The sequence below is a fragment of the Plantibacter sp. VKM Ac-2885 genome, assembly GCF_015351205.1.
GTDB lineage: Bacteria > Actinomycetota > Actinomycetes > Actinomycetales > Microbacteriaceae > Plantibacter > Plantibacter auratus.
In genome coordinates, this window is the sequence record NZ_JADKSK010000001.1 from 718349 (window position 1) to 740717 (window position 22369).

Below are 22369 nucleotides of genomic sequence, written 5' to 3' on the forward strand. Positions count from 1 at the left end.
AGAAGATACGGTTCGACCCTATTCAGGCGGTGGACCGATGATGAGGGCCAGAACGAGCCCCATATCCTGGTCCAGTGGACCTGATGCTCCAGCTGGACCCGACGTTGCCGAAGACCCGTGCCGTCGAACACGCCATCCGGGCCGCGATCGCCGATGGCCGGGCTCGACCCGGTATGCGATTGCCATCGTCCAGGGAACTCGCGCTCGAGCTCGGGGTGGCTCGCAACACGATCGTGGCCGTCACCGACGACCTCGTCGCCGAAGGTGTTCTCGAGGCCAGAGCCCGCGCGGGCACGTTCGTCGCGCGCAGCGTCGCGCCACTCCACAGCGCAAGCCGGACGGCAGCGAGTGCCGGACCGGAGTTCGACCTCAGGCCGGGGCGACCTGAGGCGGGGTCCTTTCCGACCGCGCGTTGGCTCACCGCCATCCGGCGCGCCGGCGCCGCAGCTGCCGACGTCGACTCCGACGGTGCCGGCAGCATGGCGCTGCGTTCCGAACTCGCCTCCTACCTCGCCCGCGCTCGCGGGGTGGAGACGACCGCTGACGCCATCGTGATCTGCGCCGGCTACCGGACTGCCAGCACGCTCCTCGCGGCAGCGCTCGCGGCAGGCGGAGCGTCGTCCGTCGCGATCGAGGACCCGTCGCTGTTCGGCATCGAACGCCCATGGTCGACGTCGGGGTTCACCGTGTCCGACCTCGTCGTGGACGAGGACGGCGCGGACCTCGGTCGGCTCGATGCCCGCACGGACGCCGTCGTGCTGACGCCGTCGCACCAGTTCCCACTGGGTGGGGCGTTGGCCCCGGCGCGACGTCGACTCGTCGTCGACTGGGCGATGGCGAACGACAGAGGGTTCATCGTCGAAGACGACTACGACGGCGAGTTCCGCTTCGACCGCCGCCCGGTCGCCGCGTTGCAACGGTCGGCACCGGAGCGCGTGGTCTACGCCGGCAGCGTGAGCAAGACCCTCGCCCCAGGCCTCCGCCTCGGGTGGCTCGCGTTGCCGCGCGACCTCGTGCGTCCGGTCGTCGATGCGTCCGAAGCGCTCACGGGCGGCGCGCCGATGCTGAACCAACTGGCTCTCGCCGACCTCATCAGGACCGGCGAGTACGAGCGCCACATCCGCCGTCAGCGCCGCGAGTACGCCCGCCGTCGCACCCATCTCCAGCAGGCGCTGCGCAGCGTCGGTCTCGAGGTCCCCGGTCTTGCCGCCGGGCTCCACGGCCTCATTCCGCTCGGCGATGCCGCCCCAGCGGTGCTGTCCCGGCTCGAGTCCCAACCCGATCACGTCGGCGTCCACCGCCTCGCGCGCTACACCCGGAGCCACGAGCGCCCGGAGGCCCTCGTCGTCGGGTTCGCCACGCCGTCGCGAGCGCGGTTCGAACCGGCGATCGCGGCTCTCACGTCGCTGCTGACCGCTCGCGACTCCCGACCCCCGCGCTGAACGCGGTCAGCAGTCGCCGGCCCTCCGGCCAGGCGCCGAGTCCACTGGCCGAGTTCACGTGGCCCTGGCGCCCGATAGTGATCCGAGGCACGCCCCACGTTGCGGCGAACCCGGCCGCGCGTGCCTCCGAACAGTACGGGTCGTCGTCACTGGTCACGAGCAGCGCGGGTGCGGATGGCCGGACATCGAGATCCTCGGCGAACGCAGCGGCGACCCTCGGGAACCGCGGCCCGTCGGGATCGGGGGCGGCGACGAGGAACAGCCCGGCGACTCGTGCAGGGTTCGCCGCCGCCCAGCGGACGACCAGCAGACACGAGAGGCTGTGCGCGACCAGGATCGCCGGTTCGTCCGCCACCGCCCGGTCGAGCGCAGCGGACCAGTCGTCGAGATCCGGCTCGTCCCAGGAAGCCGGTGCGAACCGTCGGATCGCAGGCGTCTCGCGCTCCCACTGGGATTGCCAGTGGGCGTCGTCGGATCCACCGATCCCGGGCATGGTGATGATCGACATGGGATTCCTTCGTCGTGGTCGGGCGATCTGCCCTCAGCGTGCCAGTCGAACCCTCGGTCTCAGCAGCTGGAGCGTCATCATCCGTTGTTTACTAAGCAGATGACGGACGATGCTTCGCTTTCCTTCGATCGAACGGATCAGACGATCCTCGACGTGCTCCAGGTCGACGGGCGCACCACGATGACCGACCTCGCCCGGCTCGTGCATCTGTCCCAGCCGGCGGTGTCGGCGAGGGTCCGCAAGTTGGAGCTCGCCGGGTACATCACCGGCTACGGGGCGCGGGTGTCGCCGCAGAAGCTCGGGCTCACGACGCACGCCGTCGTCCGACTCCGGACGACCCACGCGCAGATCCAGGCGTCACTGGCCCAGTTCGACGAGCTGCCGGAGATCCACCGGATCTACCGAGTGACCGGCGAGGACTGTTTCGTCCTCGATGTGCACGCCCCCTCGCCGGAACGCCTCGAGCAGATCATCGACGCCATCGGCCGGTTCGGTCCCGTCAGCACGGCCCTGGTGCTGCGCGAGTACCCGGCCCACCCCATCGCCAGCCGCTGAGTGTCCGTCAGCGGTACCACTCCTCGTCGCATCGGGGTGGTCGAGTGCACCCGGTGGCGACTACCGTTGACGGGTGTTCACCGTGATCAACCTCGCCGACGGCATCGACATGCGGCCCTTGGAGCTCGGCGATGCGAAGGAGCTCGCTGCGGCGTACTCGCGGAACCGCGACCATCTGGCCCCCTGGGAGCCGGCTCGATCCGACGAGTTCTTCACCGAAGCTGGGCAATCGGCGGACCTCGCCAGCAAGCTTGCGTCGAGTGCCGCCGGGAGCGGATATTCGCTCGGCCTGTTCGACGGTACGACCATCGTTGGCAGGTTCAACCTGTCGGGGATCGTCCGCGGCCCGTTCCAGAACGCCGGGTTGGGCTACTGGGTGGACGCGGAGTACGCGGGTAAGGGCCTCGCGACGGCGGCCGTGCAGGCGATCGTCCGGGTGGCGCGCGACGATCTCGGCCTGCACCGGGTCGAGGCGAGCACCCTGCTGCACAACCACGGTTCGCAACGGGTGCTCCGCAAAGCCGGGTTCGAGCACATCGGCATGGCGCCGTCCTATCTGCGGATCGCCGGCACCTGGCAGGACCACAACCTGTACCAGGTGATCCTGCACCGCTGACCATCCGGGACCGGGCGCCTTCGCTATCGTGAGCGCATGCTGATCAGACACCGGGACCGCGAACCGTCGATCCACGAGACCGCGACCGTCGCGTCGTCCGCCATGATCGTGGGCGATGTCAGGATCGAGGCGGGTGCTCGGATCCTGCACGGTGCGGTGGTGTCCGCCGAAGACGGCGAGGTCGTCATCGGCGAGGACACCGTCGTCATGGAGCATGCCCTGATCCGCGGACGGTCCGGTCACCCAGCGCTCATCGGAGCCGCCGTCATGATCGGGCCGCACACGCACGTGAACGGCAGCGTGGTGGCCGACGAGGCGTTCATCGCCACGGGTGCCTCGCTGTTCCCCGGCAGCCGAGTCGGGCACGGTGCCGAAGTCCGGATCAACGGTGTCGTCCAGGTCAACACCGTGCTGGAGCCGGGTGCCGTTGTTCCCATCGGATGGGTCGCGGTCGGGACGCCGGCATCGATCCTCCCGCCCGAACGTCACGATGAGATCTGGGCGATCCAGCGACAGCTCGACTTCGGCGGGACCGTGTACGGCGTCGGACCCGAGGTGTCGATGCGCGAGCTCATGCGGCGTCAGTCCGAGTTCTACGGAGCCCACGCAGGTGACGAGCCCGTCGGTCGCTGAGGCCAGTGGAGTTCCGCGCTTCCCCCGTGCACACTGGGGTGATGACAATCGCCCGTGTCGTCTCGGTCAGCAGCGACGATGAGCACCGTTTCTCCAAGCCGCGACGGGACGCGATCACGCTCGTCGCCGGGCTGGGCGTCGAGAGGGACGCGCATTTCGGTGCGACGGTGCAGCATCGGTCCCGGGTGAGACGCGATCCCACGCAGCCCAACCTCCGGCAGGTCCACCTCATCCACCAGGAGCTGTTCGCGGAGGTGGACGCGGACCTCACCCCGGGTGAGCTGGGCGAGAACATCACCACCGAGGGGCTGGACCTCCTCGACCTCCCCGCGGGTGCAGTGCTCCGATTCGGGACGGACGCCGTCGTCGAGGTGACGGGGCTTCGGAACCCGTGTGTGCAGATCGACCGCTTCGAACCGGGCCTGCTCAAGCAGGTCGTCGGTACGGACGCCGAGGGGCGCACCGTCCGCAAGACGGGAGTCATGGGCGTCGTGCTCGTCGGTGGCGTCGTGCAGCCCGGTGACCCGATCACCGTGGAGCTGCCGGACGGAGCCCTCGAACCGCTCGCGCCGGTCTAGAGACAGGCCGCGGTAGCGCGATGCGACGGCGCGCGTGGTTCCCGCCTACCGGAGCGCCAGCCGCGTCTGCGTGTGGGTCGCCCCTCCGTCGTTCTTCATGCTGCGAAGGAGGCGGTCGAGGGCGGCGGTGCCGGCGACGCGGATGTGGACGAGGTAGTCGTAGGCGCCGGTGACGTGCACCGCGTCTCTGATCTCGGGGATCCGTCGGGTCCACTCCAGGAACTCCTCGGACTTGCGCGCGGGGTCGAGTCGGACGTCTATGAATGCCTCCAGGCCGTCCTCGGCGACCGGGGCATCGGAGCCGAGGATCGCTCGGTACCCGGTGATGACGCCGCTGTGCTCCAGGCGACGCACACGGGCCGCCGTCGCGTTCGTGCTCAAGCCGATCTGACGGCCGAGCTCACTGAACGATATCCTCGCGTTCAGCTGCAGCACGCCGATGATTGCACTGTCCAGATCGTCCATGCGACACAGTATGCCGTCTTGCTGCCAGAACGCACTGTCGTGACCGGTGTGCTGCGCCAGAGTCGTCGGCATGGACCTTCTCGTCGCCCTCCTCGCCGGGTCCGTCGCCGGCCTCGCTCTTGCCGCCCCACTCGGGGCGATCGGGATCCTGCTCCTTCAGGAGGGCATCACGCGCGGGCTGCGCCGTGGACTTCCTGCGGCGGCTGCCGTGGCGACGGTGGACGTGTCGTACTGCACGGCCGCCGTCGCTGCCGGTGCGCTCGCCGGCCCCATCGTGAGCGGCTGGTCGCCCTGGCCGCAACTCCTCGGTGGTGTCGCCGTCATCGCGCTCGGAGCGCACGGACTCCTGCAGGGCCTCCGTGCGAAGCCGTCAGCCGGGGATCGGCCGGCTGAGCGCTCGGGCACCTCACGTCAGCGCTACCTGCTCTTCCTCGGCCTGACGGCGATCAACCCGGCCACCCTGGTGTACTTCGCGGCGATCCTGACCGGGCTGGCCGAGTTCACGGAATCAGGGTCGACGGCGGTCGCCTTCATCGTGGGCGTCGGGCTCGCATCCTTCGGCTGGCAGGCGCTGCTGGTCGCGCTCGGAGCCGGACTCCGGCGGAGGACGGGCGCGTCCTTTCGGAGGTGGACGGCCATCGTCGGCAACGGCCTGATCGTCGCGTTCGGTGTCGCCCTCATCGTCCAGGCGGTGTGAAGATGTGAGGCCGATGGTCTGGGGGCGTCGGCGCCGTCAGTCCTCCGTCGTGGACCGGGGCTCCTCGTCCAGTGACCGGAGGTACTCGGCGTTGCCTCGCAGGGCCGGCTTGTAACGCGTGAGCTCAGCCGCGTCGACGTGCTCGGCCAGGAGTTCGAGGAGGCTCGACAGCGCGGCGTTCGACCGCCCGGCGGCGTGGAGGGTGAGGGCTTCGAATGCTCCGAGCGCGACTGACTCCGGGAACTCGGCACGCGCCCGTGCGAAGACATCCAGCGACTCATCGATCCGGTCGAGGTTGCGGAGGGTGCTTCCGTACTGCAGGTAGCAACGGCGACGGATGTCTCCCGCCAGGCCGCTCTCCATGGCCCGCTCGTAGAGGTCGAGTGCTCTCGCCTCCTCGCCCGCGGTGTCGTAGGCGCCACCGAGCTCGTAGAGGACTCTCGGGTGGTGAGGGTGCTCGTCGTAGATGGGCAGCAGCGCTTCGATGGTTGGACCCATGTCAGCCCGGTCTCGAGCCGCGAAGATGCTGTCGAGCTGTGCGTCGAGCGTGTGCGTCATGGTCGATTCTCCGGGAGCGATCGGGCTGGATTCGGTGGAGACAGGCTATCGGGCGTGCCGAGCTGGACCCTCGGCTTCAGGAGCGCTCGTCGTGAGACGGCGATTCCCAACGGACCTCGCCGTCCTCGATGCTCGATGTCGGGCGGAGGCCTTGGTGGTACGCCACCCGCTGAGACGCAGCGTGCTCCGGATGGATGTGCGCGGTGAGCCGGGTGACCCCTTGAGCGTGCAGCCAACCGATCATGGCGGCCGTCGCTTCGGAGGCGAAGCCTTGGCGTTGATGGCCTGGATCGATGACCCACGCGATCTCGGCCAGCGTGTCCTGGCCCTGGGACGTGACGGTGGCCTGGACGAACCCGATGAGCGCGCCGGTGTCGTGCCGCCGCGCGATCCAGTTGAACCAGGCTTGCGAGCCGTCGGCCGGCCCGCGGATCTGGGAGGCATATCGAGTGGAGAGCGTGTCGAACGTCGGCGGCTCTCCGCCGGTGAACCTGTACAGGGTGGGTTCGGAGAGGACGTCGACCATCGGCCGGGCATGGTCGAGCGACAACGGCTCCAGCGTGAGGCGCTCGGACTTCAGCGGTTCGATCGCGGGCCATGGCATGAATCGAGCATCGCACCCGGAGCCACATCTTGCGTGCTTCATGTTCTGGCTGTCTCGTCGCGGAGAGCACGTCGGCGACGCGGTCGGGGAACCATGTGTGAGGCCCGTCGAGGTTGACAGCTCGTCGGTCGGGGCGTTCCCTGGAGGAAGTCACGACGCCGTGATCAACAGTTGAACGGAAAGGGGTCTTCGATGGATACGGGACTGAGGCGGGCTGACACCCGGTCATTCATCGCGGCCGTGGCGTTGTTCCTCATCGCGATCGCGTGGTGGTCCGGCCTCTTCGGGCCGAACAACGCACCGGTGCCCGGTGGGTTCGGGACGTTGTTCGCGGTGGTCGCCTTCATCTGCCTGGTGGCGGGGGTGTTTGCCCGTCGGCGTCGGTTGCATGATGCACGCGCAGGAGACCGCGCTCTGCGCTAGCGGTGTCGGCCGCCGACCTCCTGCGCGCGAGTGTCGTCGATGCTCCCGAGGACAGGTCGTGTCCTCGTTCGTTCCTATCGTCGCTCCTGTGACGTGGCTCGCTCGAGCCCGCACGCGATGGAGGGAACCTGTGATGCACGCCGATGTTCAGCCGTTTCGAATCGACATCCCCGCGAGTGCGGTGGACGAGCTCAGCCGCCGGCTCAGGGAGACACGTTTCCCGCCGGCCCTGCCGGGCGACGATTGGGCGACGGGAGTCCCGGTCGGCTACCTCCGCAGACTGGTCGCGTACTGGGCTGAGACCTTCGACTGGACGGCACAGCAGGCGGCGTTGAACGAGTTCCCGCAGTTCACAACGGTGATCGACGGGCAGACCATCCACTTCCTGCACGTCCGGTCGTCGGTGGAGGGGGCGCTGCCGCTGGTGCTGACACACGGCTGGCCGGGCTCGTTCGTCGAGTTCCTGGACCTCGTCGGCCCGCTCACCGACCCGCAAGCGCACGGACGGGACGAGGCGGACGCCTTCGATGTGGTCATCCCCTCCCTGCCCGGATTCGGATTCTCGAGCCCGGTCGCCGAGGGTGGTTGGGATGCGGCCCGCATCGGACGGACGTGGGCGACGCTCATGGAACGGCTCGGCTACGAACGGTACGGCGTGCAGGGCGGGGACATCGGGGCTGCCGTGTCGCCTGAGGTCGCGCGAGCGGCACCGACGCGCGTGGTCGGTGTGCACGTCAACGGCTCGATGGGCATGCCGTTGGGAGCTCCAAGTGAAGCGGACCTCGCCGCCTTCGCCCCGCTGGAGCTCGACCGTCTCGGGCGGGTTCAGACCTTCATGCAGGACGAGTTCGGCTACATCGCGATCCAGTCCACGCGCCCCCAGACGATCGCGGCGGGGCTCGCCGACTCACCGGCCGGCCAGCTGGCGTGGATCATCGACAAGTTCCAGGCGTGGACGATGCCCCGCGAGGCGCTCCCGGAGACGATCATCGACCTCGATCGCATCCTGACCAACGTGTCGCTGTACTGGTTCACCGGGACGGCCAGCACCGCCGCGTACATCGGATACGCGCAGCATTCGGCGTGGGGAGCGGTCAGCGAACCGTCCGGCGTTCCGACGGGCGCGATCATGTTCGCGCACGATGTCGGGATCCGCCGCTACGCCGAGCGCGAGAACACCATCACGCGGTGGACCGACGTCACCGACCGCGGTGGCCACTTCGCCGCCCTCGAAGAACCGGCGCTCCTCATGGACGATCTGTCCGAGTTCTTCAGGCCGCTCCGGTAGCACTGGGCGGGTCGGCCTGCTGGTTCGGCCCGCCCGAGCTGGGCCGGCCGGCTCGGTGTGCTTGCTCGGCCACCCGGTCGAACGCGTTGCGCAGCTCGTCGGGTTCGACGACTTCGACGTCGGCCTGCATCAGCAGGAGCCATCTGGCGATCGCGTCGTAGCTGTCTGCTCCCGCGCGCACCACCGTGACCTCGGGGGACTCGGCTTGGACGGATCCCCAGGCCGGAGCGACCCACCGCCGCACCGCTTCGCTCGGGGCGTGCACGCGGACGGTGGCGCTGACCTGTTGCCATCCGAGCTGGAGCCGTCGCGTGACCCAACCCTCGAGGTCCGCGTCGGGGAGGACCCGCGTCCTGGCCGGCAGCTCGGACACCACGAGGTCGGAGATCCGGTCGACGCGGAACGTGCGCCAGTCGTCGGCGTCGATGTCGAAGGCCACGACGTACCAGCGCCGCACGGTGTTGACCAGGGCGCGCGGCTCGACCCGGCGCGGTCTCGAGTCGCCGTCTCGCCCGGTGTACCGGAACTCCACTCGACGTCGGAGCAGACACGACCTCGCCAACTCGCCGAGGAGACCGATGTCGACCGCCGGGTGATCGATCGGATCCAGACCGTCCACCGGGGCATCGACGGTGACCTCCGCCACCGCGTCGAGCACCCAGCGCACCCGGGGTGGCAGGGACGCAGCGACCTTCTCGAGCGAGCTGGTGGCGAGGGTCTGATCGGCGTCCTCCTTCCACCGCCGAAGGGCCAACGCGCAGGCGAGTGCCTCCTCGGTCGACAGGAAGATGGGTGGGAGCACCGCCCCGGCCTCGATGGAGTACCCGCCGTCGACCCCCTGGCGCGTGTCGATCGGATAGCCGAGATCACGGAGCCTGGCCACGTCTCGACGCACGGTCCTGGTCGTCACCCCGAGGTCGCGCGCCAGGCGCTCGCTGGCCACGAACCCGTTGCGCTGGAGCATCCCCAGCAGCTCGAACGTTCGCGACGTCGTATCCCACATGGACCCATCATCCTGCGGCGCGAGGACTCGCGCTGTCCGCCGGTGTCCGGACGGGGGTGACCGTCCTGGGCGCTCAGCGGTGACGCGTCGAGAGGACCCGGGCGAAGAGCAGCACGAGCAGACCGGCGGCGGGGACCACGATCAGTCCGAATCGGAGTGCCGTGGCGTCGGCAATCGCCCCGACGAGGGGCGGGGACAGGAGGAACCCCAGCCGCAGGAGCCAGCCGATGATGGTCAGCCCGCTGCCGGGGCGGAAGCCGGGGATCTCATCGGCGTTCTGCATGGCCGAGGGGATGAGGGTGGCGACACCGAAGCCCGCGATACCGAAGCCGATGATGGTGCCGATGACGCTCGGGAAGGCGAGCGCAGCACCCATGCCGACGAGGACGAGGACGCCGCCACCGCGGGCCATCGTCCGCTGGCCGAACCGGTCGGTCATGCGGTCGCCGAACACGCGCCCGACGAATTGCATCCCCTGCAGGGAGATGAACCCGAGACCGGCGACGAAGGCGGATGCTCCGAGGCTGTCGGAGAGGTAGATCGCGGACCAGGAGCTCCCCGCGTCTTCGACGATGGCTCCCGCTGAGGCGATGACGACGAGGGCGAGCAGGACGCTGTAGCGAGCCACGAGGCCGAGGGTCTTCGGCGCATCCGTCGGTGTGGCGCCCGATTCCGGCCGGGTGTCGCCATCCGAGTTCAGCAGGGCCTCGGCGCCGAGGTCCGGTTCGGGGCCGGTCAGGAGCCAGCGGTAGGACAGGAGGGCTGCCATCCCGAACAGCCCGCCGGAGATGGTCAGGTGGACCAGCAGGGGTACCTCGAGTTGCGCGGCGACGGCGCCCATCGCGCCTCCGGTCACGGCGCCCACGGACCAGACGGCGTGGAACGAGTTGATGATCGACCGTCCGTAGAGACGCTGCACGCGGAGGCCGTGCGAGTTCTGCGCGACATCGGTGATGGAGTCCATGGCGCCGGCCAGGAAGAGGGCGAGGGCGAGGATGAGCCAGCCGGGCGCGACTCCGGTGAGCAGCAGCCCTACGGCGGTGACGAGCGTCGCGGCGATGGCGACACGGGAGGAGCGGAAGCGGCGGATGAGGAGTCCTGCGCTGAGCCCGGCGATGAGTGCGCCCAAGGGGTAGGCGGCGACCGCGGTGCCGAAGGCGGCGTTGGTCAGGTCGAGATCCGCCTTGATCTGCGGGTACCGCGGGAGGATGTTGGCGATCAGTGCGCCGTTCGTGAAGAACAGGACACTGACGGCGACGCGAGCGTGTCGGGCGTCCAGGGACGCGGACGGAGGCGTGCTCCGGAGGGAGGACGTGGTCATGGGGCTGTTCCGATCTGGAAGGGCGGTCGGGTGCGGTGACACGGAATGGGCTTGGACGGGCGTTGTCGAACCGGGTGGTGCGGCTTCAGGACATCGGCCCGGGTTTGGGGGTCTTGCGACGTCCAAGCGCGGCTGCGGTCTCGTCAGGGGTCCACCCGGAGGAGTTGATGGCTTCCAGCACCCGCGCTCGCGTCGCTGGTGTGACGAGGTCGACTCCGTTGAGCACTCGCGAAACGGTGGAGTGCGAGACGCCCGCCATGCGAGCGACATCCTTGATGGTGATCGGACGAGACGAGTTATGAACATTCACAATGTTCATTCGAACACATCGGGTACGATATGTCCATGCAGATGGAAGTCCGCCACCGCGAGATCCTCGATGAGCTCCGTCGCTCCGGCCGCGTCCAGGTCGACGAGCTTGCCAAGCAGTTGAGCACGTCGTCGATGACCGTCCGACGCGACCTCGAGCATCTTGCCGCGGTCGGTGCGTTGCGGCGGGTCAGGGGTGGTGCTGTCGGAACGGCCCTGCATGGCGAGGGGCTGCCCTTCTCCGTTCGAGCGGTCGATGACGAAGGACTGAAGGCACGGCTTGCAGCGGCAGCCGTGGCCTACATCGACGACGGTGAAGCGGTGGTCGTCGACAGCGGCACGACCGGAGCGGCTGCCGCCGCGGAACTCGCCCACCGCAGGGTGACCGCGATGCCCCTGTCGGTGCAGGGCATCGCCGCGCTGTCGTCGAGTCAGACGGTCAGCCTCGTCCTGTCTGGTGGAACCGTGCGTGGCGCAGAGGGAACGATCGTCGGGCCGATCGCGGAGCGGACCATCGCTTCACTCCGCTTCGACACGGCCATCCTGACCTGCTGTGCAGCTGATCCGTCGGCCGGCGTGACGGCGTTCGACCTGGGCGACGCCGCGATCAAGCAGGCGATCGTCGCATCGGCGGCGCGCGTCATCCTGATCGCGGAAGGGTCGAAGTTCTCCCTGCGCTCCATGGCCATCGTGTGTGCGCTCGAAGACGTCGACGTCCTCGTCACCGACGCTTCGGCCCCTCCTGCGGTGCTCGATCGACTGCGTGCCGCCGGCGTGGAGGTCGCGGTCGTCGAGGACGCCGATCATCCGACGTCCTAGCGGGCCAGGAGGCCGATGACCGACTCGCTCGCCATGGAGGGAGTCGGCTTCCACGGAACGTGAACAACGGGTGAATCCGCCCGCTCACCCGTTGTCGATCCCGCGATCGAGGAGCAAGCTCGTCGCCGTGGACCCCATCATCCTGCTTTCGCTCGTCGTGATCACGGCACTCGCCTTCGACTTCACCAACGGCTTCCACGACACCGCGAACGCGATGGCGACCTCCATCGCCACCGGTGCGCTGTCGCCGAAGATCGCGGTCACCCTCTCGGCGGTGCTGAACCTCGTGGGCGCGTTCCTCAGCATCGAGGTCGCGCTCACCGTCACGAACGCGGTCGTGAAGATCCAGGATTCGTCGGGAGCTCCCGATCCCGCGCTCCTCGAGGGAGGCGGCTCGGCGCTCCTGCTGATCGTGCTCGCCGGGCTCATCGGTGGCATCATCTGGAACCTGCTCACTTGGCTCCTCGGTCTGCCGTCGAGCTCGTCGCACGCGCTCTTCGGTGGTCTCATCGGCTCGACGCTCGCGGGCCTCGGGTTGAACGGCGTGAACTGGGCCGGTGACGGCACGAAGCTCGACGGCGTCGTCGGCAAGGTCATCCTCCCGGCGCTCATGTCGCCGTTGCTCGCCGGCGCGGTGGCCGCGATCGGTACCTGGCTCGTCTTCCGCGTCATCGGCAACCTCGCCCAGGGGCGTCTCCACCGCGGCTTCCGGATCGGGCAGATCGGCAGCGCGTCGCTCGTGTCGCTCGCCCACGGCACGAACGACGCACAGAAGACGATGGGCGTCATCACCCTCGCGCTCATCGCGGCCGGCGGCTGGGACGACACCGAGTCGGTCCCACTCTGGGTGAAGCTCGCCTGTGCCCTCGCGATCTCGCTCGGCACCTACATCGGCGGGTGGCGGATCATCCGCACCGTCGGCAAGGGCATCGTGGAGTTGAACACACCGCAGGGCATGGCCGCCGAGAGTTCCTCCGCCGCCGTCATCCTCGCCTCGAGCCACCTCGGCTTCGCCCTCAGCACCACGCACGTCGCGACCGGATCGATCCTCGGCTCCGGGGTCGGACGGCCAGGTGCGCAGGTGCGCTGGCGGGTGGCCCTGCGGATGGTCGTCGCCTGGATCATCACCCTCCCGGCCGCCGCGCTCATGGGCGCGGTGATGTGGTGGGTCGGTCACCTCGCGGGCGGGGCGATCGGCGGAATCCTCATGGTCGCGATCCTCGTGGGTGTCGCGCTCGCCATCTACCTGCGGTCGCGCCGCGACAGCATCGGATCCCACAACGTGAACGACAACTGGCAGGACGCCCCCGCCCGCTCGTCGCAGAAGACCGCAGCGTAAGGACGTCGGACATGTTCATGCTCTTCCTCGAAGCCGCCGCCCAGGTGGCCGTCATCGCGCTCGTGCTCGGCGCCGGGCTTCCCGCGCTCTTCGCGCTGGGTGTCCGCTCGTTCGCGGTCGCCGGAGGCGCCGGGTCCGACGACCGGAGCGGGTCGGCCGCGCCGACGATCCCGTCGGCGCTCCTCCGGGCCATCGGCGTGCTGTGCTTCGCCGTCGTCGTCGCCGCAGTGCTGGTCGGACTCACGATCATCGTGGCCACCGGTCTGGGGCAGGAGGTCAACTTCGACCACGTGTTCCCGACCTTCACGCCGAAGGACTGAGGATGTCATCCGAGAACGGGACAGACCTCACCGCCCACGGGTCCGGTGTGGTGGCGCGTGTCGTCGGCTGGCTCCGCGCCGGATACCCGACGGGTGTGCCCGAGCACGACTACGTGCCGCTGCTCGGCATCCTCCGACGGAGCCTCACCCCCGAGGAGCTGGACCAGGTCGTCGACGGACTGCTCATCGAGGCGGAGAACGCCGATGCGAGCGGTGAGCCGGTCGGCCACGATCGCCTGCGGGCGCGGGTCGAACAGCTCCTCCTCGGTCCGGCGCTCCCGGAGGACCTCGTCCGCGTCTCCGCCCGGCTCGCGAGCGCGGGCTGGCCGCTCGGCAGCCCGGATGACGTCCGCGCGGTGGCGACTGACCAGGACGACGCCGGCCGAGAGGCGCGTGCGACCCTCCTCGAGGAACGCGGAGGGCTGGTCGCCCGCATCGTGCGCTGGCTCCGAGCCGGGTACCCTGCAGGATTCCCCGACCAGGACTTCGTCCCGCTCGTGGCGCTCCTCCGTCGTCGGCTGAGCGACGCCGAGGTGGCCGAGGTGGGTGCGCGCCTCGCGGCGGAGGGCGACACGTCGCTCAGCCGGGTCGACGTCGCGACCGCGATCGCGCGGGTCACCGCGGAGCTGCCGAGCGATGAGGACGTGGAGCGTGTCCGCCGGTCGCTCGCCGAGCACGGGTGGCCGAGCGACTTCGCGGTCTGACGGTCGAGTCGTGGTGCTGGGGTGACGACCATCGCGTCCTCAGTCGTGGTCGGTGTCGGCGGCCCGTCGTAGGTTCGGCTCGTGCCGGAACGTGTGGAAGCGTGGTGGGCCCGCCGTCAGTGGTCGAAGGGTCTCGAAACGCCGTACCCGGTGGGCGCGTACCGGCAGGCCTGGGCGTCGTTCCCAGCGCTGTGGCGTCAGTACCATGCGGATCTCAACGCCGGGATCGTCCTGAGCCAGGTGCCGCCGGCGGCCGACGTCCTGCTGCAGTGGCAGTGCGATCGGGGTCACCGGTTCGTCGCGACGCCGGCCGAGCAGCGCTCGCGGCCCGGACGCGAGCGTCGCCGCAGCGCCTGGTGTCCCGAATGTTCCGATGCGGCCGATCCGTCGAGGGTCGTCGCGTTGCCGATGCGGGAGTCGGTGACCGATCCGGTGCCCGCGGTCGCCGGGATCATCCGGGAGCGTCGCGCGCGACCGAAGCCGTCGCTGTGCGAGAAGACCCCTGACCTGCCGGTGGGGGAGGCCTTCACGTCCGAGTGCGCGCCGAAACCGGCGTCCGCTGTCGAGGCTCAGCTGCGCGCGGATCTCCACGGGCGACTCACGCTGACCGAAGGACTGAACGCCGTGCGGGTGCAGCGTCCGTTCTTCCAGCACCTGGAGGTGTGGCCCGACCTGGTCTACCCGGAACTGCGCATCGCCATCGAGTACGACAGCATCGGCCGGCACGGACTCGAGCACGTGGGGCGCCGCGAGGAAGCGGACCGACGGAAGGACCGCGCGCTGCGGTCGGCTGGCTGGGAGGTCGTCCGCCTCCGCACCGGGAAGCTCGAACCCCTTGGCCCCCACGATCTCCAGCTCTCGTCGTGGAACCGACGCGCGCTCGACCGGTTGGTCGACACGCTCAGGGCGATCCGAGGCCCGTTCATGGTCGACGCGTATCTGCGCTGATCCGCGAGCGCCACGAGAGGGCGATGATGCGTTACCCTCGTCGCAGAGGGAAAAATCCCGTCGTGCTTCGGCCGGCGGAAACGCACAAGCGTCTCGTGGGAGTCGCCACTTCTTCATCGAAGGAGTGCGCCCATGCTCGAACCCTCAACCTCCACGGCTGTCGAAGACTCGCCGCCACGCCTCCGCGACGCGTGGGTCGCGCTGGCCGGCCTCTCGGGCGTGTTCCTGTTCGAGATGCTCGACAACTCCGTCCTGAACGTCGCGCTCCCGACCATCGGCCGTGACCTCACCGCTTCAACCGCGTCACTGCAGTGGGTGTCGGGCGCGTACTCGGTCACGTTCGGCGGACTGATGTTGCTCTTCGGTGCGGTCGCCGACCGGTTCGGTCGGCGTCGGGTCATGCTCGTCGGTCTGACGCTGCTCGCCGTCGTCAGCGTCTTGACCGTGTTCGTGGGCTCGGTGGAGCAGTTGATCGCCGTACGCGCCCTGATGGGCGTCGCCGCGGCGATGACGACTCCGGGATCGATGGCTTTGGCGTTCCGCCTGTTCGACCGGGACGACCTGCGTGTCCGCGCGCTGACGGTCATCTCGACCGCTGGGCTGGTCGGCCTCGCCGCCGGGCCGACGATCGGCGGCTTCGTGCTCGCCGTGGCGCCGTGGCAGGTGCTCATCGTCGCCAACGCCCCGATCGCGGTGATCACCTGGATCGGGATCCGCGCCGGGATCGGTGCCGACGAGTGGTCGCACCTGCACCGAGACCGGATCGATGTGCTCGGCGCTGCGCTCGGGACCGCGACCGTCGTCGGCGTCCTCTTCACCCCGACCCTGTTCGTCGCCGGCACCGACGTCCCTGCGGCCTGGGGCGCGGCTGCGGCAACGGTGACCGCCGCGATCGGCTTCGTCGTCAGGGAGCGCACCGCCCGCCACCCGTTGCTGGATCTTCGTCTCGTGGCTCAGCCGCTCGTGGCCTCCGGCTTGGCGTACAAGGCCGCCGCCGGGCTGGCGATGGCCGGCTTGTCGTACCTGGCGACCCTGCAGCTGCAGTTCGCCTGGGGGTGGCCGCCGGCCTTGGCCGCTGTCGCGATGCTCCCGCAGGTCGTGGTGCTCTTGGCGAGCGGTCGCTTCGTCGGCCCGTTCGTGCACCGCGTGGGACTCGATCGTGCGGCATGGATGAGCGCCGCCGCGGTCGTCTCGGGGCTCGCCGTGTTCGCGCTGCTGAGCCGGTTCGGCTACCCGTGGGTGCTCGTCGCACTCATCCTCGTCGCCGCCGGGATGCGGGTGGTCGGAGCCGTCGCCGGCAACAACGTCCTTCGCGGGCTTCCCGCGGACCGCACGTCCATCGGTGCGGCCCTGGTCGACACCGCGAGCGAGATCGCCACCGCTGTCGGGATCGCCGCGACCGGGACGATCCTCGCTGCGGTCGTCGGCGGCGGCATCACGACCGAGTACTTCACCCCGGCCCTCGTCGCGTCGTTCCAGCAAGCGATCCTCATTGCGGGATCGACCATCGCCGTCCTCGCTGCAGCCCTCGTGGCTGTCGGTGTCCTCCGTTCACATCACGTCCCATCTCAGCCCGCAACCCAGGAGCCATCCCATGTCTGACCTCATGCCCCGTCCCCCGTTCGATCCCGAACTCACCCCCTTCCTCGCCGCGCTCGAGGCGCGCGGGCCGTTCAGGCTGACGACCGAGATGCTGCCGCGGATGCGCGGCCTCGACACGACCGAGGAGGCCCTCGACGAACGGCTGCGCTCGCGCGGGTTCGAGCGGCGCTCCCTCACGGTGCCCGGCCATCTCGGGGATCCGATCACGCTCGCTGTCGTCCAGCGGATCGGGCGCTCCGGCGCGACGACGGCGGTCTATACGATCCATGGCGGAGGGATGATGTTCGGTCATCACCTCGGCAACCTCGAGTCCTACGACGACTGGCTCCTGAACGACCACGACGTCGTGCTCATCAGCGTCGACTACCGCCTCGCCCCCGAGTACCCCGACCCGTACCCGGTCGAGGACTGCTACGCCGGACTCGTCTGGGTCGCGGAGCACGCGGATGAACTCGGTATCGACCCGGACCGCATCGTGATCGCCGGGCAGAGCGCTGGCGGCGGGCTCGCGGCCGGCACCGCCCTGCTCGCCCGGGACCGCCGTGGGCCGGCCCTCTTCGGGCAGATCCTCGTCTCGCCGATGCTCGACGATCGGGATGCCACCGTGTCGACGATGCAGATCGACGGGGTCGGGGTCGCAGATCGGCAGATGACCCGGTTCGGCTGGGAGGCCTATCTCGGACACCGTCGCGCCGGTGAGGACGTTTCCATCTCCGCCGCGCCGGCGCGGGCGACCGATCTCACCGGGCTTCCGCGCACCTACCTCGACTGTGGCAGCGCCGAGGTGTTCCGTGACGAGACGGTCGCCTTTGCCAGTGCGATGTGGGCTGCGGGTGGCGACGCGGAACTGCACGTCTGGCCGGGGGCGTTCCACGGCTTCACGAGCATGGTGCCGAGAGCCGCCATCTCGCGGGCCGCCATCGCGGCCCTGGCCGACTGGACGAGGCGACTGCTCGGAACACCCGCCGGCGAGGTCGCTCTGCCGGGTGCATCATGAACCGGTGAACTGCATCACGGTGTCCCAGGCCAGCTTCACGATGAGAATGGACAGGGTCACCAGGAACACGATCCGCACGAAGCCGCTTCCGCGTTTCGTCGCCATACGGGCGCCGATGAACCCGCCGGTGACGTTCATCACGGCCATGGCGAGACCGAGCGCGAGCAGGACTTCGCCGTGCACCCCGTACACGACGAGAGCGGCGAGGTTCGTGGTGAGGTTGGCGATCTTCGCGTTCACGCTGGCTTGCAGGAAGCCGTACCCCAGCACGCCGACGATGAGGATGACGAAGAACGAGCCCGTTCCCGGTCCGAGGATGCCGTCGTAGAAGCCCACCAGCAGGCCGATCATCGCCGCCCGCCAGGCGACGGCGGCGGCGCGGTCATGGCGGGGTTCGTGGTGCAGGCCCATGGTCGGCTTGAAGAGGGTGTACAGCGCCACGGCGATCACGGCCACGAGCACGATGGGCGTCAGCACCTCGCGTGGCACGTACCGCGAGAGGGCGGCACCGACGGTCGACCCGGCGTAGGCCCCGGCGACGAGCGGCGCCAGCAGCACGAGCTGCACCCTGATCTTGCGCAGGTACACCCAGCTCGCCGACAGGGTGCCGAAGAACGACGACAGCTTGTTCGTTCCCAGGATGAACGGGGTCGCGACGTCGCTCGGAACGGCGATGACGAGCGCGGGCAACTGGATCAGTCCGCCGCCGCCGACGACCGCGTCGACCCAGCCGGCCACTCCCGCCGCCACGAGCAGGAGGACGAGCGCGGCCACCGAGACGGGGAGCCATTCGGCGATCAGCGGTCCATCGAGCACAGTCGCCCAGCCTAATCGTCGGAGTGATGATCCGGCGGGCGGACGTCGAACGGGGTCCTCGAGAGTTCAGGCGATCCTGACGCATTCACATCTGCTTATATGTACAGATGAACGAGGATCTGGAACCCGCCGCCGAGTTGTTCAAGGCACTGTCCTCCTCCTCGCGGTTGCGGTTGCTGCGCATCCTGGCAGGCGGCACGTCCACGGTCGGTCAGCTCGCCGAGCAGAGCCAGTTGTCGCAGCCGTTGGTCTCGCAGCATCTGCGGACGCTGCGATCAGCCGGCCTGGTCTCGGTGCAGCGGATCGGCCGAGAGGCGCACTACGACGTCGCTGACGTGCACGTCTCGCACATCGTCGACGATGCCGTGCAGCACGCACTCGAGGGATAGCGAGAACCACTATCGATTAGCTGCATGTATTGCAATTCGCTTATGAATGAGATGTACTGATGACGCGTCGCCGCCCGTCGCGACACCCGATCTCATCCTTCGAAAGGCAACCATGAGCACGACTGACATCCACGCCGAGCACTCCGTCACCGAGCACGAGCACGGAACGGACTGCGGCCACGAGGCCGTCCAGCACGACGACCACACCGACTACGTACACGGCACGCATCACCACGCTCTGCACGACGGTCACTACGACGAGCACGAGAGTGTCGCCGAGCACACCGTCGCCGACCACGAGCACGGTGCGGCGTGCGGTCACGACGCGGTCGAGCACGACGGTCACGTCGACTACGTGCACGACGGCCACCAGCACGCGGCGCACGGCGAGCACTACGACGAGCACTGATCACTCGTCGTCGCTGAACGACGCACGAGGGGGCCGGCTTTCGAGTCGGCCCCCTCGTGCTGTTGATGGGCTGGCGTTCGGTCAGTCATCCGTCAGGTGTTGTTCCTCGGTGGCCGTTACGCTCGCTGCATGGGACCGGACTGGATCGAACATCGGCGCTCGGAGGATCGAGAGCGGCTGGGGTGGATGAAGCCTGTCGGTGAGGGGTTCGTCGTCATCGATCTCCTGGGGCGTCAGCGAACCGATGCGCTGGATTGGTTCCATGCCGAGGAGGCGCTCGACGAGATCGGCATGGGGTATCTCGCCGACCCGCACGAGCTTCGGCTGGAGGACGGCTCCTGGTTGCGCGTCCGGATCGCCGAGGTCTCGACCGCCGGGATTCGGGTGAAGAAGGATGACTGGGGCGACATGACCGCCACGCAGCTGTACTACGAGGTCTCCTTCCCCGTGACCGAGGACCAGCTGCGACCACTGCCTCGCTGAGCGCCGCATCGGTACGGTGTCTCCCGCTCACTCACGACCAGAGGTCGACCGCGATCGTTCGTGGATGTGGTGTGCTTGAACGTCCGGTGGCTGCTGTCCACCACAGGTAGGCGTGAATCCGTGCGCGGACGTTCCGTCGTGACCACAGGCGTGCGCTGCTCGAGCCCCTTCGCGTCGGATGACTCTTGACGTCGTCGAGCATCCTCGCCATCATTCGAGTGCGATCGACGGCAACGAGCCGCCGGCACCCTCGAGAGAGACGGCCCCGATGTCCACCATGATCTTCGTCAACCTGGCCGTCAGTGACCTGCACCGGTCACGGGTGTTCTTCGAGGCACTCGGGTACTCGATCAACGAGGGGTTCAGCGACGAGAACGCGATCAGCGTGGTCATCAGCGACACGATCACGGCGATGCTCCTCACGCGGGAGTTCTTCGCGGAGTTCACGAGCAAGTCGATCATCGACGCCACCACCTCCACCGAGGTGCAGCTCGCTCTCAGCGCCGAGAGCAGAGCCGACGTCGATTCGATTGTCGAGAAGGCCATCGCGAGCGGGGCTACGCCTGCCGGCGAACAGGATCATGGCTTCATGTACTCGAGGAGCTTCGACGACCTCGACGGCCACCACTGGGACTTCGTCTGGATGGACCCGGAGGCGGCCGCCGGCGGCGCGCCCGAGATGACCGTCGAGGAGATGCGCGCGAACACGACGCACAGCTGAGCGCCTTGATGAGAGGATCGTCCAGCGGAGACGTCTGACACGGATGCTCGAACGAACACCGGAGAGGCCACTCATGACCACCACGCGCAGGCGCATGCTGCAGCGTCGGATCGCCGCTTGGATCACTGTCCTCGGACTGCTGCCAGCGTTCCTCGTTTCAGTCACCACGGCCATGGGGGGAGGTAGCGCTGAAGGCTACATTCTCAGTGCGGTGTTCTTTGTGATCGGCCTCGCCGGGCTCATCTGGTGGGTCATCCTCCGACGCTCGACAGACTGACCCGAGCTCGTCGAGTCCGCTCGGTGTGCGGGCGACCTCCGGCGCACGGCGATGAGCCGGCTCAAACCTCGGCGGTGTTGGCGTCCCGTGGGCGACTCATGCCAACCTGGCATCGGATCGAGAGAACAGGCGACATGTCGAAGCGTATTGGGAAAGCTCGATGACGGGTGGGTTGGAGCCTGCATCGCGCATGGGCGATCGGGTGCAGTTGAAGATTCGTCGGGCCGTTCCGGCGGACGCAGGTGCGGTGCTGGCACTCTTCGATGCAGCGATCGCCTGGTTCGTGCGGATCGGCAACACACGGCAGTGGGGTACCGAACCTGCATCTGGGCAGGAGCGCTGGATCACGCGTGTCGAGCAGTGGTGTGCCTCATCCGATGCCTGGGTCGCCGAGCATCCCACGGTCGGCGTCTGCGGAGCGCTCGTGCTGGGCGAGGCGCTCGAGTACGTGCCGGCCGCCACCGAGCCGGAGGTCTACGTCCGCGTGTTGATCGGCTCGCGCGACCCGCGGGTGAAGGGCACCGGTCGCCGATTGCTGGCATTCGCCGAGGAGCGTGCGCAGGCCGCCGGGGTCGGTCGCATGCGGGTCGACTGCTACTCGGGAGGCTCGGGGGATCTCGTACGGTTCTATGAGGCCGCTGGCTATGAGCGTGACGTGACGTTCACGGTCGGCGACGGGGCTGAAGCGTGGCCGGGCCAGGTGTTGTCACGGCGAGTCCATGTGGAGAACGACCTGGCGCGATGAGGCCGCGAGTGCCGGGGAACGGAGGAGGCGCGTGACACCTGCCGGGTAGAAGGGGTGATCGGTCTCGCTGATCGACACCCACCGAACAGGACTTCCCTCGTCCAGGACGTGGAGTCGGGCGTCGAGCGGGATGGCGTCGATCTCGGCCGACTCGACGGCGAAGATGTGAGCGATCTCATGGCCTGGCTCACCCTCGTATTCGAAGATGTTCTCCGCAACGTCGAGCAGGGTCACGTGGCCCAGAGTGACGCCGAGCTCCTCGACGAACTCTCGGCGCAGGGCGGCTTCAGCGGTTTCACCGAACTCGATGCCGCCCCCGATCGCGCGGTGGAAGGCCTGGTTCTTCACGGTGTCCACGCCGTTCAAGACGAGTACGTGACCGTCTCGGATGGGAAGGCCGACGGTGATGTTTCGAATCGAGGGCATGTCGTCGACTCGACGACGAGCCCGTAGCGGGACTTGGAGCGGATGACGGGAATCGAACCCGCGCTATCAGCTTGGGAAGCCGAAGTTACCAACTGTCGGCTCACTGGAGCTCACTGGAGCGAAGTTCCGCGTGATGTCGGGGGGAGTGTGAGACACGGTTGGACCTGGTGTGTTCGAATTTCGGGTGAGAAAAGCGGGAACACCGCGGTGGTGACTGAGCGGCGCAAGTTGAGGGAGCTCATGACGATGAGACGGCACTTCGCTCCTGGGGCGTCGCGTGTGCATAGTCATAGTTATCGGTACGGACTCGGGACGGTCGTCCGCGGGTTCCGGCGCGCTATGGGAGCCCCTTGCCTCAAGCTCTCGTACTCGCG

Annotated in this window: 30 protein-coding genes; 21 read left to right on the plus strand and 9 right to left on the minus strand. The window is 68.6% G+C overall.

Annotated features, from left to right (window positions below):
* Positions 1-83 precede the first annotated feature (83 nt).
* On the plus strand, positions 84-1442 hold the full coding sequence (locus ITJ66_RS03470; RefSeq protein ID WP_228501708.1) for a PLP-dependent aminotransferase family protein: 1359 nt from the start codon (positions 84-86) through the stop codon (positions 1440-1442).
* On the opposite strand, the gene ITJ66_RS03475 is transcribed toward ITJ66_RS03470, so the two are convergent.
* A complete protein-coding gene (locus ITJ66_RS03475; protein WP_194643466.1) occupies positions 1399-1950 on the minus strand; it encodes an alpha/beta hydrolase in 552 nt (183 codons plus the stop codon). The two genes, ITJ66_RS03470 and ITJ66_RS03475, sit on opposite strands and share 44 nt — an antisense overlap.
* A gap of 99 nt (positions 1951-2049) precedes the next feature.
* Here ITJ66_RS03475 and ITJ66_RS03480 point away from each other — a divergent pair, with 99 nt between their 5' ends.
* The 4 genes from ITJ66_RS03480 (at position 2050) to ITJ66_RS03495 (ending at position 4332) form a co-directional block, all read left to right on the plus strand.
* A complete protein-coding gene (locus tag ITJ66_RS03480) occupies positions 2050-2505 on the plus strand; it encodes an Lrp/AsnC family transcriptional regulator (RefSeq protein ID WP_085512140.1) in 456 nt (151 codons plus the stop codon).
* Between the two features lie 109 nt (positions 2506-2614).
* A complete protein-coding gene (locus ITJ66_RS03485; RefSeq protein ID WP_194644765.1) occupies positions 2615-3121 on the plus strand; it encodes a GNAT family N-acetyltransferase in 507 nt (168 codons plus the stop codon).
* 36 nt (positions 3122-3157) lie between these two features.
* Positions 3158-3754 carry a gamma carbonic anhydrase family protein gene (locus ITJ66_RS03490; RefSeq protein ID WP_086472868.1) on the plus strand — a complete coding sequence of 199 codons (597 nt, stop codon included), beginning with the start codon at positions 3158-3160 and terminating at the stop codon, positions 3752-3754.
* 41 nt (positions 3755-3795) lie between these two features.
* Entirely contained in the window at positions 3796-4332 is a 537-nt protein-coding gene (locus ITJ66_RS03495) for an MOSC domain-containing protein (RefSeq protein ID WP_194643468.1), read from the plus strand.
* Between the two features lie 45 nt (positions 4333-4377).
* On the opposite strand, the gene ITJ66_RS03500 is transcribed toward ITJ66_RS03495, so the two are convergent.
* Positions 4378-4797 carry an Lrp/AsnC family transcriptional regulator gene (locus ITJ66_RS03500; protein WP_194643470.1) on the minus strand — a complete coding sequence of 140 codons (420 nt, stop codon included), beginning with the start codon at positions 4795-4797 and terminating at the stop codon, positions 4378-4380.
* A gap of 70 nt (positions 4798-4867) precedes the next feature.
* On the opposite strand from ITJ66_RS03500, the gene ITJ66_RS03505 reads away from it, so the two are divergent.
* A complete protein-coding gene (locus ITJ66_RS03505) occupies positions 4868-5494 on the plus strand; it encodes a LysE family transporter (protein WP_194643472.1) in 627 nt (208 codons plus the stop codon).
* Positions 5495-5530: 36 nt separating this feature from the next.
* Here ITJ66_RS03505 and ITJ66_RS03510 read toward each other — a convergent pair whose 3' ends face one another.
* Together ITJ66_RS03510 and ITJ66_RS03515 are read right to left on the minus strand one after the other, a co-directional pair.
* Entirely contained in the window at positions 5531-6052 is a 522-nt protein-coding gene (locus ITJ66_RS03510; protein WP_191940257.1) for a tetratricopeptide repeat protein, read from the minus strand.
* A 76-nt stretch (positions 6053-6128) separates the two neighbouring features.
* Positions 6129-6656, minus strand: a complete 528-nt coding sequence (locus tag ITJ66_RS03515; RefSeq protein WP_194643474.1) for a GNAT family N-acetyltransferase — start codon at positions 6654-6656, stop codon at positions 6129-6131.
* Positions 6657-6848: 192 nt separating this feature from the next.
* Between ITJ66_RS03515 and ITJ66_RS03520 the strand changes: the two genes are divergently transcribed.
* Together ITJ66_RS03520 and ITJ66_RS03525 are read left to right on the plus strand one after the other, a co-directional pair.
* Positions 6849-7079, plus strand: coding sequence for a hypothetical protein (locus ITJ66_RS03520; RefSeq protein WP_194643476.1), 231 nt, complete (start codon positions 6849-6851; stop codon positions 7077-7079).
* Positions 7080-7212: 133 nt separating this feature from the next.
* Entirely contained in the window at positions 7213-8367 is a 1155-nt protein-coding gene (locus ITJ66_RS03525) for an epoxide hydrolase family protein (protein ID WP_194643478.1), read from the plus strand.
* On the opposite strand, the gene ITJ66_RS03530 is transcribed toward ITJ66_RS03525, so the two are convergent.
* From ITJ66_RS03530 to ITJ66_RS03540, 3 genes are all read right to left on the minus strand, one after another.
* Positions 8351-9370 (minus strand): YafY family protein, encoded by a 1020-nt coding sequence (locus tag ITJ66_RS03530; RefSeq protein ID WP_194643480.1) that lies wholly within the window; start codon positions 9368-9370, stop codon positions 8351-8353. The genes ITJ66_RS03525 and ITJ66_RS03530 overlap by 17 nt on opposite strands.
* A gap of 73 nt (positions 9371-9443) precedes the next feature.
* Positions 9444-10691 (minus strand): MFS transporter, encoded by a 1248-nt coding sequence (locus ITJ66_RS03535; protein ID WP_194643482.1) that lies wholly within the window; start codon positions 10689-10691, stop codon positions 9444-9446.
* Positions 10692-10776: 85 nt separating this feature from the next.
* Positions 10777-11010: a LacI family DNA-binding transcriptional regulator gene (locus ITJ66_RS03540; protein ID WP_194643484.1), complete on the minus strand. Its 234-nt coding sequence runs from the start codon at positions 11008-11010 to the stop codon at positions 10777-10779.
* A 26-nt stretch (positions 11011-11036) separates the two neighbouring features.
* Here ITJ66_RS03540 and ITJ66_RS03545 point away from each other — a divergent pair, with 26 nt between their 5' ends.
* The 7 genes from ITJ66_RS03545 (at position 11037) to ITJ66_RS03575 (ending at position 17729) form a co-directional block, all read left to right on the plus strand.
* Positions 11037-11819 (plus strand): DeoR/GlpR family DNA-binding transcription regulator, encoded by a 783-nt coding sequence (locus ITJ66_RS03545; protein WP_191940263.1) that lies wholly within the window; start codon positions 11037-11039, stop codon positions 11817-11819.
* 127 nt (positions 11820-11946) lie between these two features.
* Positions 11947-13158 (plus strand): inorganic phosphate transporter, encoded by a 1212-nt coding sequence (locus ITJ66_RS03550; RefSeq protein WP_194643487.1) that lies wholly within the window; start codon positions 11947-11949, stop codon positions 13156-13158.
* 11 nt (positions 13159-13169) lie between these two features.
* The gene (locus tag ITJ66_RS03555; protein WP_192004308.1) at positions 13170-13478 is read left to right on the plus strand and encodes a hypothetical protein; all 309 of its coding nucleotides are present in this window, start codon (positions 13170-13172) and stop codon (positions 13476-13478) included.
* A gap of 2 nt (positions 13479-13480) precedes the next feature.
* Positions 13481-14182, plus strand: a complete 702-nt coding sequence (locus ITJ66_RS03560) for a DUF3349 domain-containing protein (RefSeq protein ID WP_194643489.1) — start codon at positions 13481-13483, stop codon at positions 14180-14182.
* A gap of 81 nt (positions 14183-14263) precedes the next feature.
* Positions 14264-15130, plus strand: a complete 867-nt coding sequence (locus tag ITJ66_RS03565) for a hypothetical protein (protein ID WP_194643491.1) — start codon at positions 14264-14266, stop codon at positions 15128-15130.
* 132 nt (positions 15131-15262) lie between these two features.
* Positions 15263-16732, plus strand: coding sequence for an MFS transporter (locus tag ITJ66_RS03570; protein ID WP_194643493.1), 1470 nt, complete (start codon positions 15263-15265; stop codon positions 16730-16732).
* Positions 16725-17729 carry an alpha/beta hydrolase gene (locus ITJ66_RS03575; protein ID WP_137242552.1) on the plus strand — a complete coding sequence of 335 codons (1005 nt, stop codon included), beginning with the start codon at positions 16725-16727 and terminating at the stop codon, positions 17727-17729. The genes ITJ66_RS03570 and ITJ66_RS03575 overlap by 8 nt, the downstream gene beginning before the upstream one ends.
* Here ITJ66_RS03575 and ITJ66_RS03580 read toward each other — a convergent pair.
* A complete protein-coding gene (locus tag ITJ66_RS03580; RefSeq protein ID WP_194643495.1) occupies positions 17724-18545 on the minus strand; it encodes a TSUP family transporter in 822 nt (273 codons plus the stop codon). The two genes, ITJ66_RS03575 and ITJ66_RS03580, sit on opposite strands and share 6 nt — an antisense overlap.
* Before the next feature lie 107 nt (positions 18546-18652).
* Here ITJ66_RS03580 and ITJ66_RS03585 point away from each other — a divergent pair, with 107 nt between their 5' ends.
* The 6 genes from ITJ66_RS03585 to ITJ66_RS03610 all read left to right on the plus strand — a co-directional run bounded on the left by ITJ66_RS03585 (position 18653) and on the right by ITJ66_RS03610 (position 21569).
* Complete coding sequence (locus ITJ66_RS03585) at positions 18653-18934, plus strand: helix-turn-helix transcriptional regulator (RefSeq protein ID WP_064295041.1); 282 nt, start codon at positions 18653-18655, stop codon at positions 18932-18934.
* A 112-nt stretch (positions 18935-19046) separates the two neighbouring features.
* Entirely contained in the window at positions 19047-19343 is a 297-nt protein-coding gene (locus tag ITJ66_RS03590) for a hypothetical protein (protein ID WP_194643497.1), read from the plus strand.
* 129 nt (positions 19344-19472) lie between these two features.
* Positions 19473-19826 carry a hypothetical protein gene (locus tag ITJ66_RS03595; protein ID WP_194643499.1) on the plus strand — a complete coding sequence of 118 codons (354 nt, stop codon included), beginning with the start codon at positions 19473-19475 and terminating at the stop codon, positions 19824-19826.
* A 268-nt stretch (positions 19827-20094) separates the two neighbouring features.
* A complete protein-coding gene (locus tag ITJ66_RS03600; RefSeq protein WP_194643501.1) occupies positions 20095-20547 on the plus strand; it encodes a VOC family protein in 453 nt (150 codons plus the stop codon).
* Positions 20548-20620: 73 nt separating this feature from the next.
* Positions 20621-20824 carry a hypothetical protein gene (locus ITJ66_RS03605; protein ID WP_159877247.1) on the plus strand — a complete coding sequence of 68 codons (204 nt, stop codon included), beginning with the start codon at positions 20621-20623 and terminating at the stop codon, positions 20822-20824.
* Between the two features lie 190 nt (positions 20825-21014).
* Positions 21015-21569: a GNAT family N-acetyltransferase gene (locus ITJ66_RS03610; protein WP_194643503.1), complete on the plus strand. Its 555-nt coding sequence runs from the start codon at positions 21015-21017 to the stop codon at positions 21567-21569.
* Here the strand turns inward: ITJ66_RS03610 and ITJ66_RS03615 are convergent.
* The gene (locus ITJ66_RS03615) at positions 21531-21995 is read right to left on the minus strand and encodes an NUDIX hydrolase (RefSeq protein WP_191940274.1); all 465 of its coding nucleotides are present in this window, start codon (positions 21993-21995) and stop codon (positions 21531-21533) included. The two genes, ITJ66_RS03610 and ITJ66_RS03615, sit on opposite strands and share 39 nt — an antisense overlap.
* Positions 21996-22369: the final 374 nt, after the last annotated feature.

Bases quoted from the DNA above. Each gene is read 5' to 3' on its own strand.
- ITJ66_RS03470 (WP_228501708.1), top strand. From the start codon at position 84: ATGCTCCAGCTGGACCCGACGTTGCCGAAGACCCGTGCCGTCGAACAC.
- ITJ66_RS03475 (WP_194643466.1), bottom strand. From the start codon at position 1,950: ATGTCGATCATCACCATGCCCGGGATCGGTGGATCCGACGACGCCCAC.
- ITJ66_RS03480 (WP_085512140.1), top strand. From the start codon at position 2,050: ATGACGGACGATGCTTCGCTTTCCTTCGATCGAACGGATCAGACGATC.
- ITJ66_RS03485 (WP_194644765.1), top strand. From the start codon at position 2,615: ATGCGGCCCTTGGAGCTCGGCGATGCGAAGGAGCTCGCTGCGGCGTAC.
- ITJ66_RS03490 (WP_086472868.1), top strand. From the start codon at position 3,158: ATGCTGATCAGACACCGGGACCGCGAACCGTCGATCCACGAGACCGCG.
- ITJ66_RS03495 (WP_194643468.1), top strand. From the start codon at position 3,796: ATGACAATCGCCCGTGTCGTCTCGGTCAGCAGCGACGATGAGCACCGT.
- ITJ66_RS03500 (WP_194643470.1), bottom strand. From the start codon at position 4,797: ATGGACGATCTGGACAGTGCAATCATCGGCGTGCTGCAGCTGAACGCG.
- ITJ66_RS03505 (WP_194643472.1), top strand. From the start codon at position 4,868: ATGGACCTTCTCGTCGCCCTCCTCGCCGGGTCCGTCGCCGGCCTCGCT.
- ITJ66_RS03510 (WP_191940257.1), bottom strand. From the start codon at position 6,052: ATGACGCACACGCTCGACGCACAGCTCGACAGCATCTTCGCGGCTCGA.
- ITJ66_RS03515 (WP_194643474.1), bottom strand. From the start codon at position 6,656: ATGCCATGGCCCGCGATCGAACCGCTGAAGTCCGAGCGCCTCACGCTG.
- ITJ66_RS03520 (WP_194643476.1), top strand. From the start codon at position 6,849: ATGGATACGGGACTGAGGCGGGCTGACACCCGGTCATTCATCGCGGCC.
- ITJ66_RS03525 (WP_194643478.1), top strand. From the start codon at position 7,213: ATGCACGCCGATGTTCAGCCGTTTCGAATCGACATCCCCGCGAGTGCG.
- ITJ66_RS03530 (WP_194643480.1), bottom strand. From the start codon at position 9,370: ATGTGGGATACGACGTCGCGAACGTTCGAGCTGCTGGGGATGCTCCAG.
- ITJ66_RS03535 (WP_194643482.1), bottom strand. From the start codon at position 10,691: ATGACCACGTCCTCCCTCCGGAGCACGCCTCCGTCCGCGTCCCTGGAC.
- ITJ66_RS03540 (WP_194643484.1), bottom strand. From the start codon at position 11,010: ATGAACATTGTGAATGTTCATAACTCGTCTCGTCCGATCACCATCAAG.
- ITJ66_RS03545 (WP_191940263.1), top strand. From the start codon at position 11,037: ATGCAGATGGAAGTCCGCCACCGCGAGATCCTCGATGAGCTCCGTCGC.
- ITJ66_RS03555 (WP_192004308.1), top strand. From the start codon at position 13,170: ATGTTCATGCTCTTCCTCGAAGCCGCCGCCCAGGTGGCCGTCATCGCG.
- ITJ66_RS03560 (WP_194643489.1), top strand. From the start codon at position 13,481: ATGTCATCCGAGAACGGGACAGACCTCACCGCCCACGGGTCCGGTGTG.
- ITJ66_RS03570 (WP_194643493.1), top strand. From the start codon at position 15,263: ATGCTCGAACCCTCAACCTCCACGGCTGTCGAAGACTCGCCGCCACGC.
- ITJ66_RS03575 (WP_137242552.1), top strand. From the start codon at position 16,725: ATGTCTGACCTCATGCCCCGTCCCCCGTTCGATCCCGAACTCACCCCC.
- ITJ66_RS03585 (WP_064295041.1), top strand. From the start codon at position 18,653: ATGAACGAGGATCTGGAACCCGCCGCCGAGTTGTTCAAGGCACTGTCC.
- ITJ66_RS03590 (WP_194643497.1), top strand. From the start codon at position 19,047: ATGAGCACGACTGACATCCACGCCGAGCACTCCGTCACCGAGCACGAG.
- ITJ66_RS03595 (WP_194643499.1), top strand. From the start codon at position 19,473: ATGGGACCGGACTGGATCGAACATCGGCGCTCGGAGGATCGAGAGCGG.
- ITJ66_RS03600 (WP_194643501.1), top strand. From the start codon at position 20,095: ATGTCCACCATGATCTTCGTCAACCTGGCCGTCAGTGACCTGCACCGG.
- ITJ66_RS03605 (WP_159877247.1), top strand. From the start codon at position 20,621: ATGACCACCACGCGCAGGCGCATGCTGCAGCGTCGGATCGCCGCTTGG.
- ITJ66_RS03610 (WP_194643503.1), top strand. From the start codon at position 21,015: ATGGGCGATCGGGTGCAGTTGAAGATTCGTCGGGCCGTTCCGGCGGAC.
- ITJ66_RS03615 (WP_191940274.1), bottom strand. From the start codon at position 21,995: ATGCCCTCGATTCGAAACATCACCGTCGGCCTTCCCATCCGAGACGGT.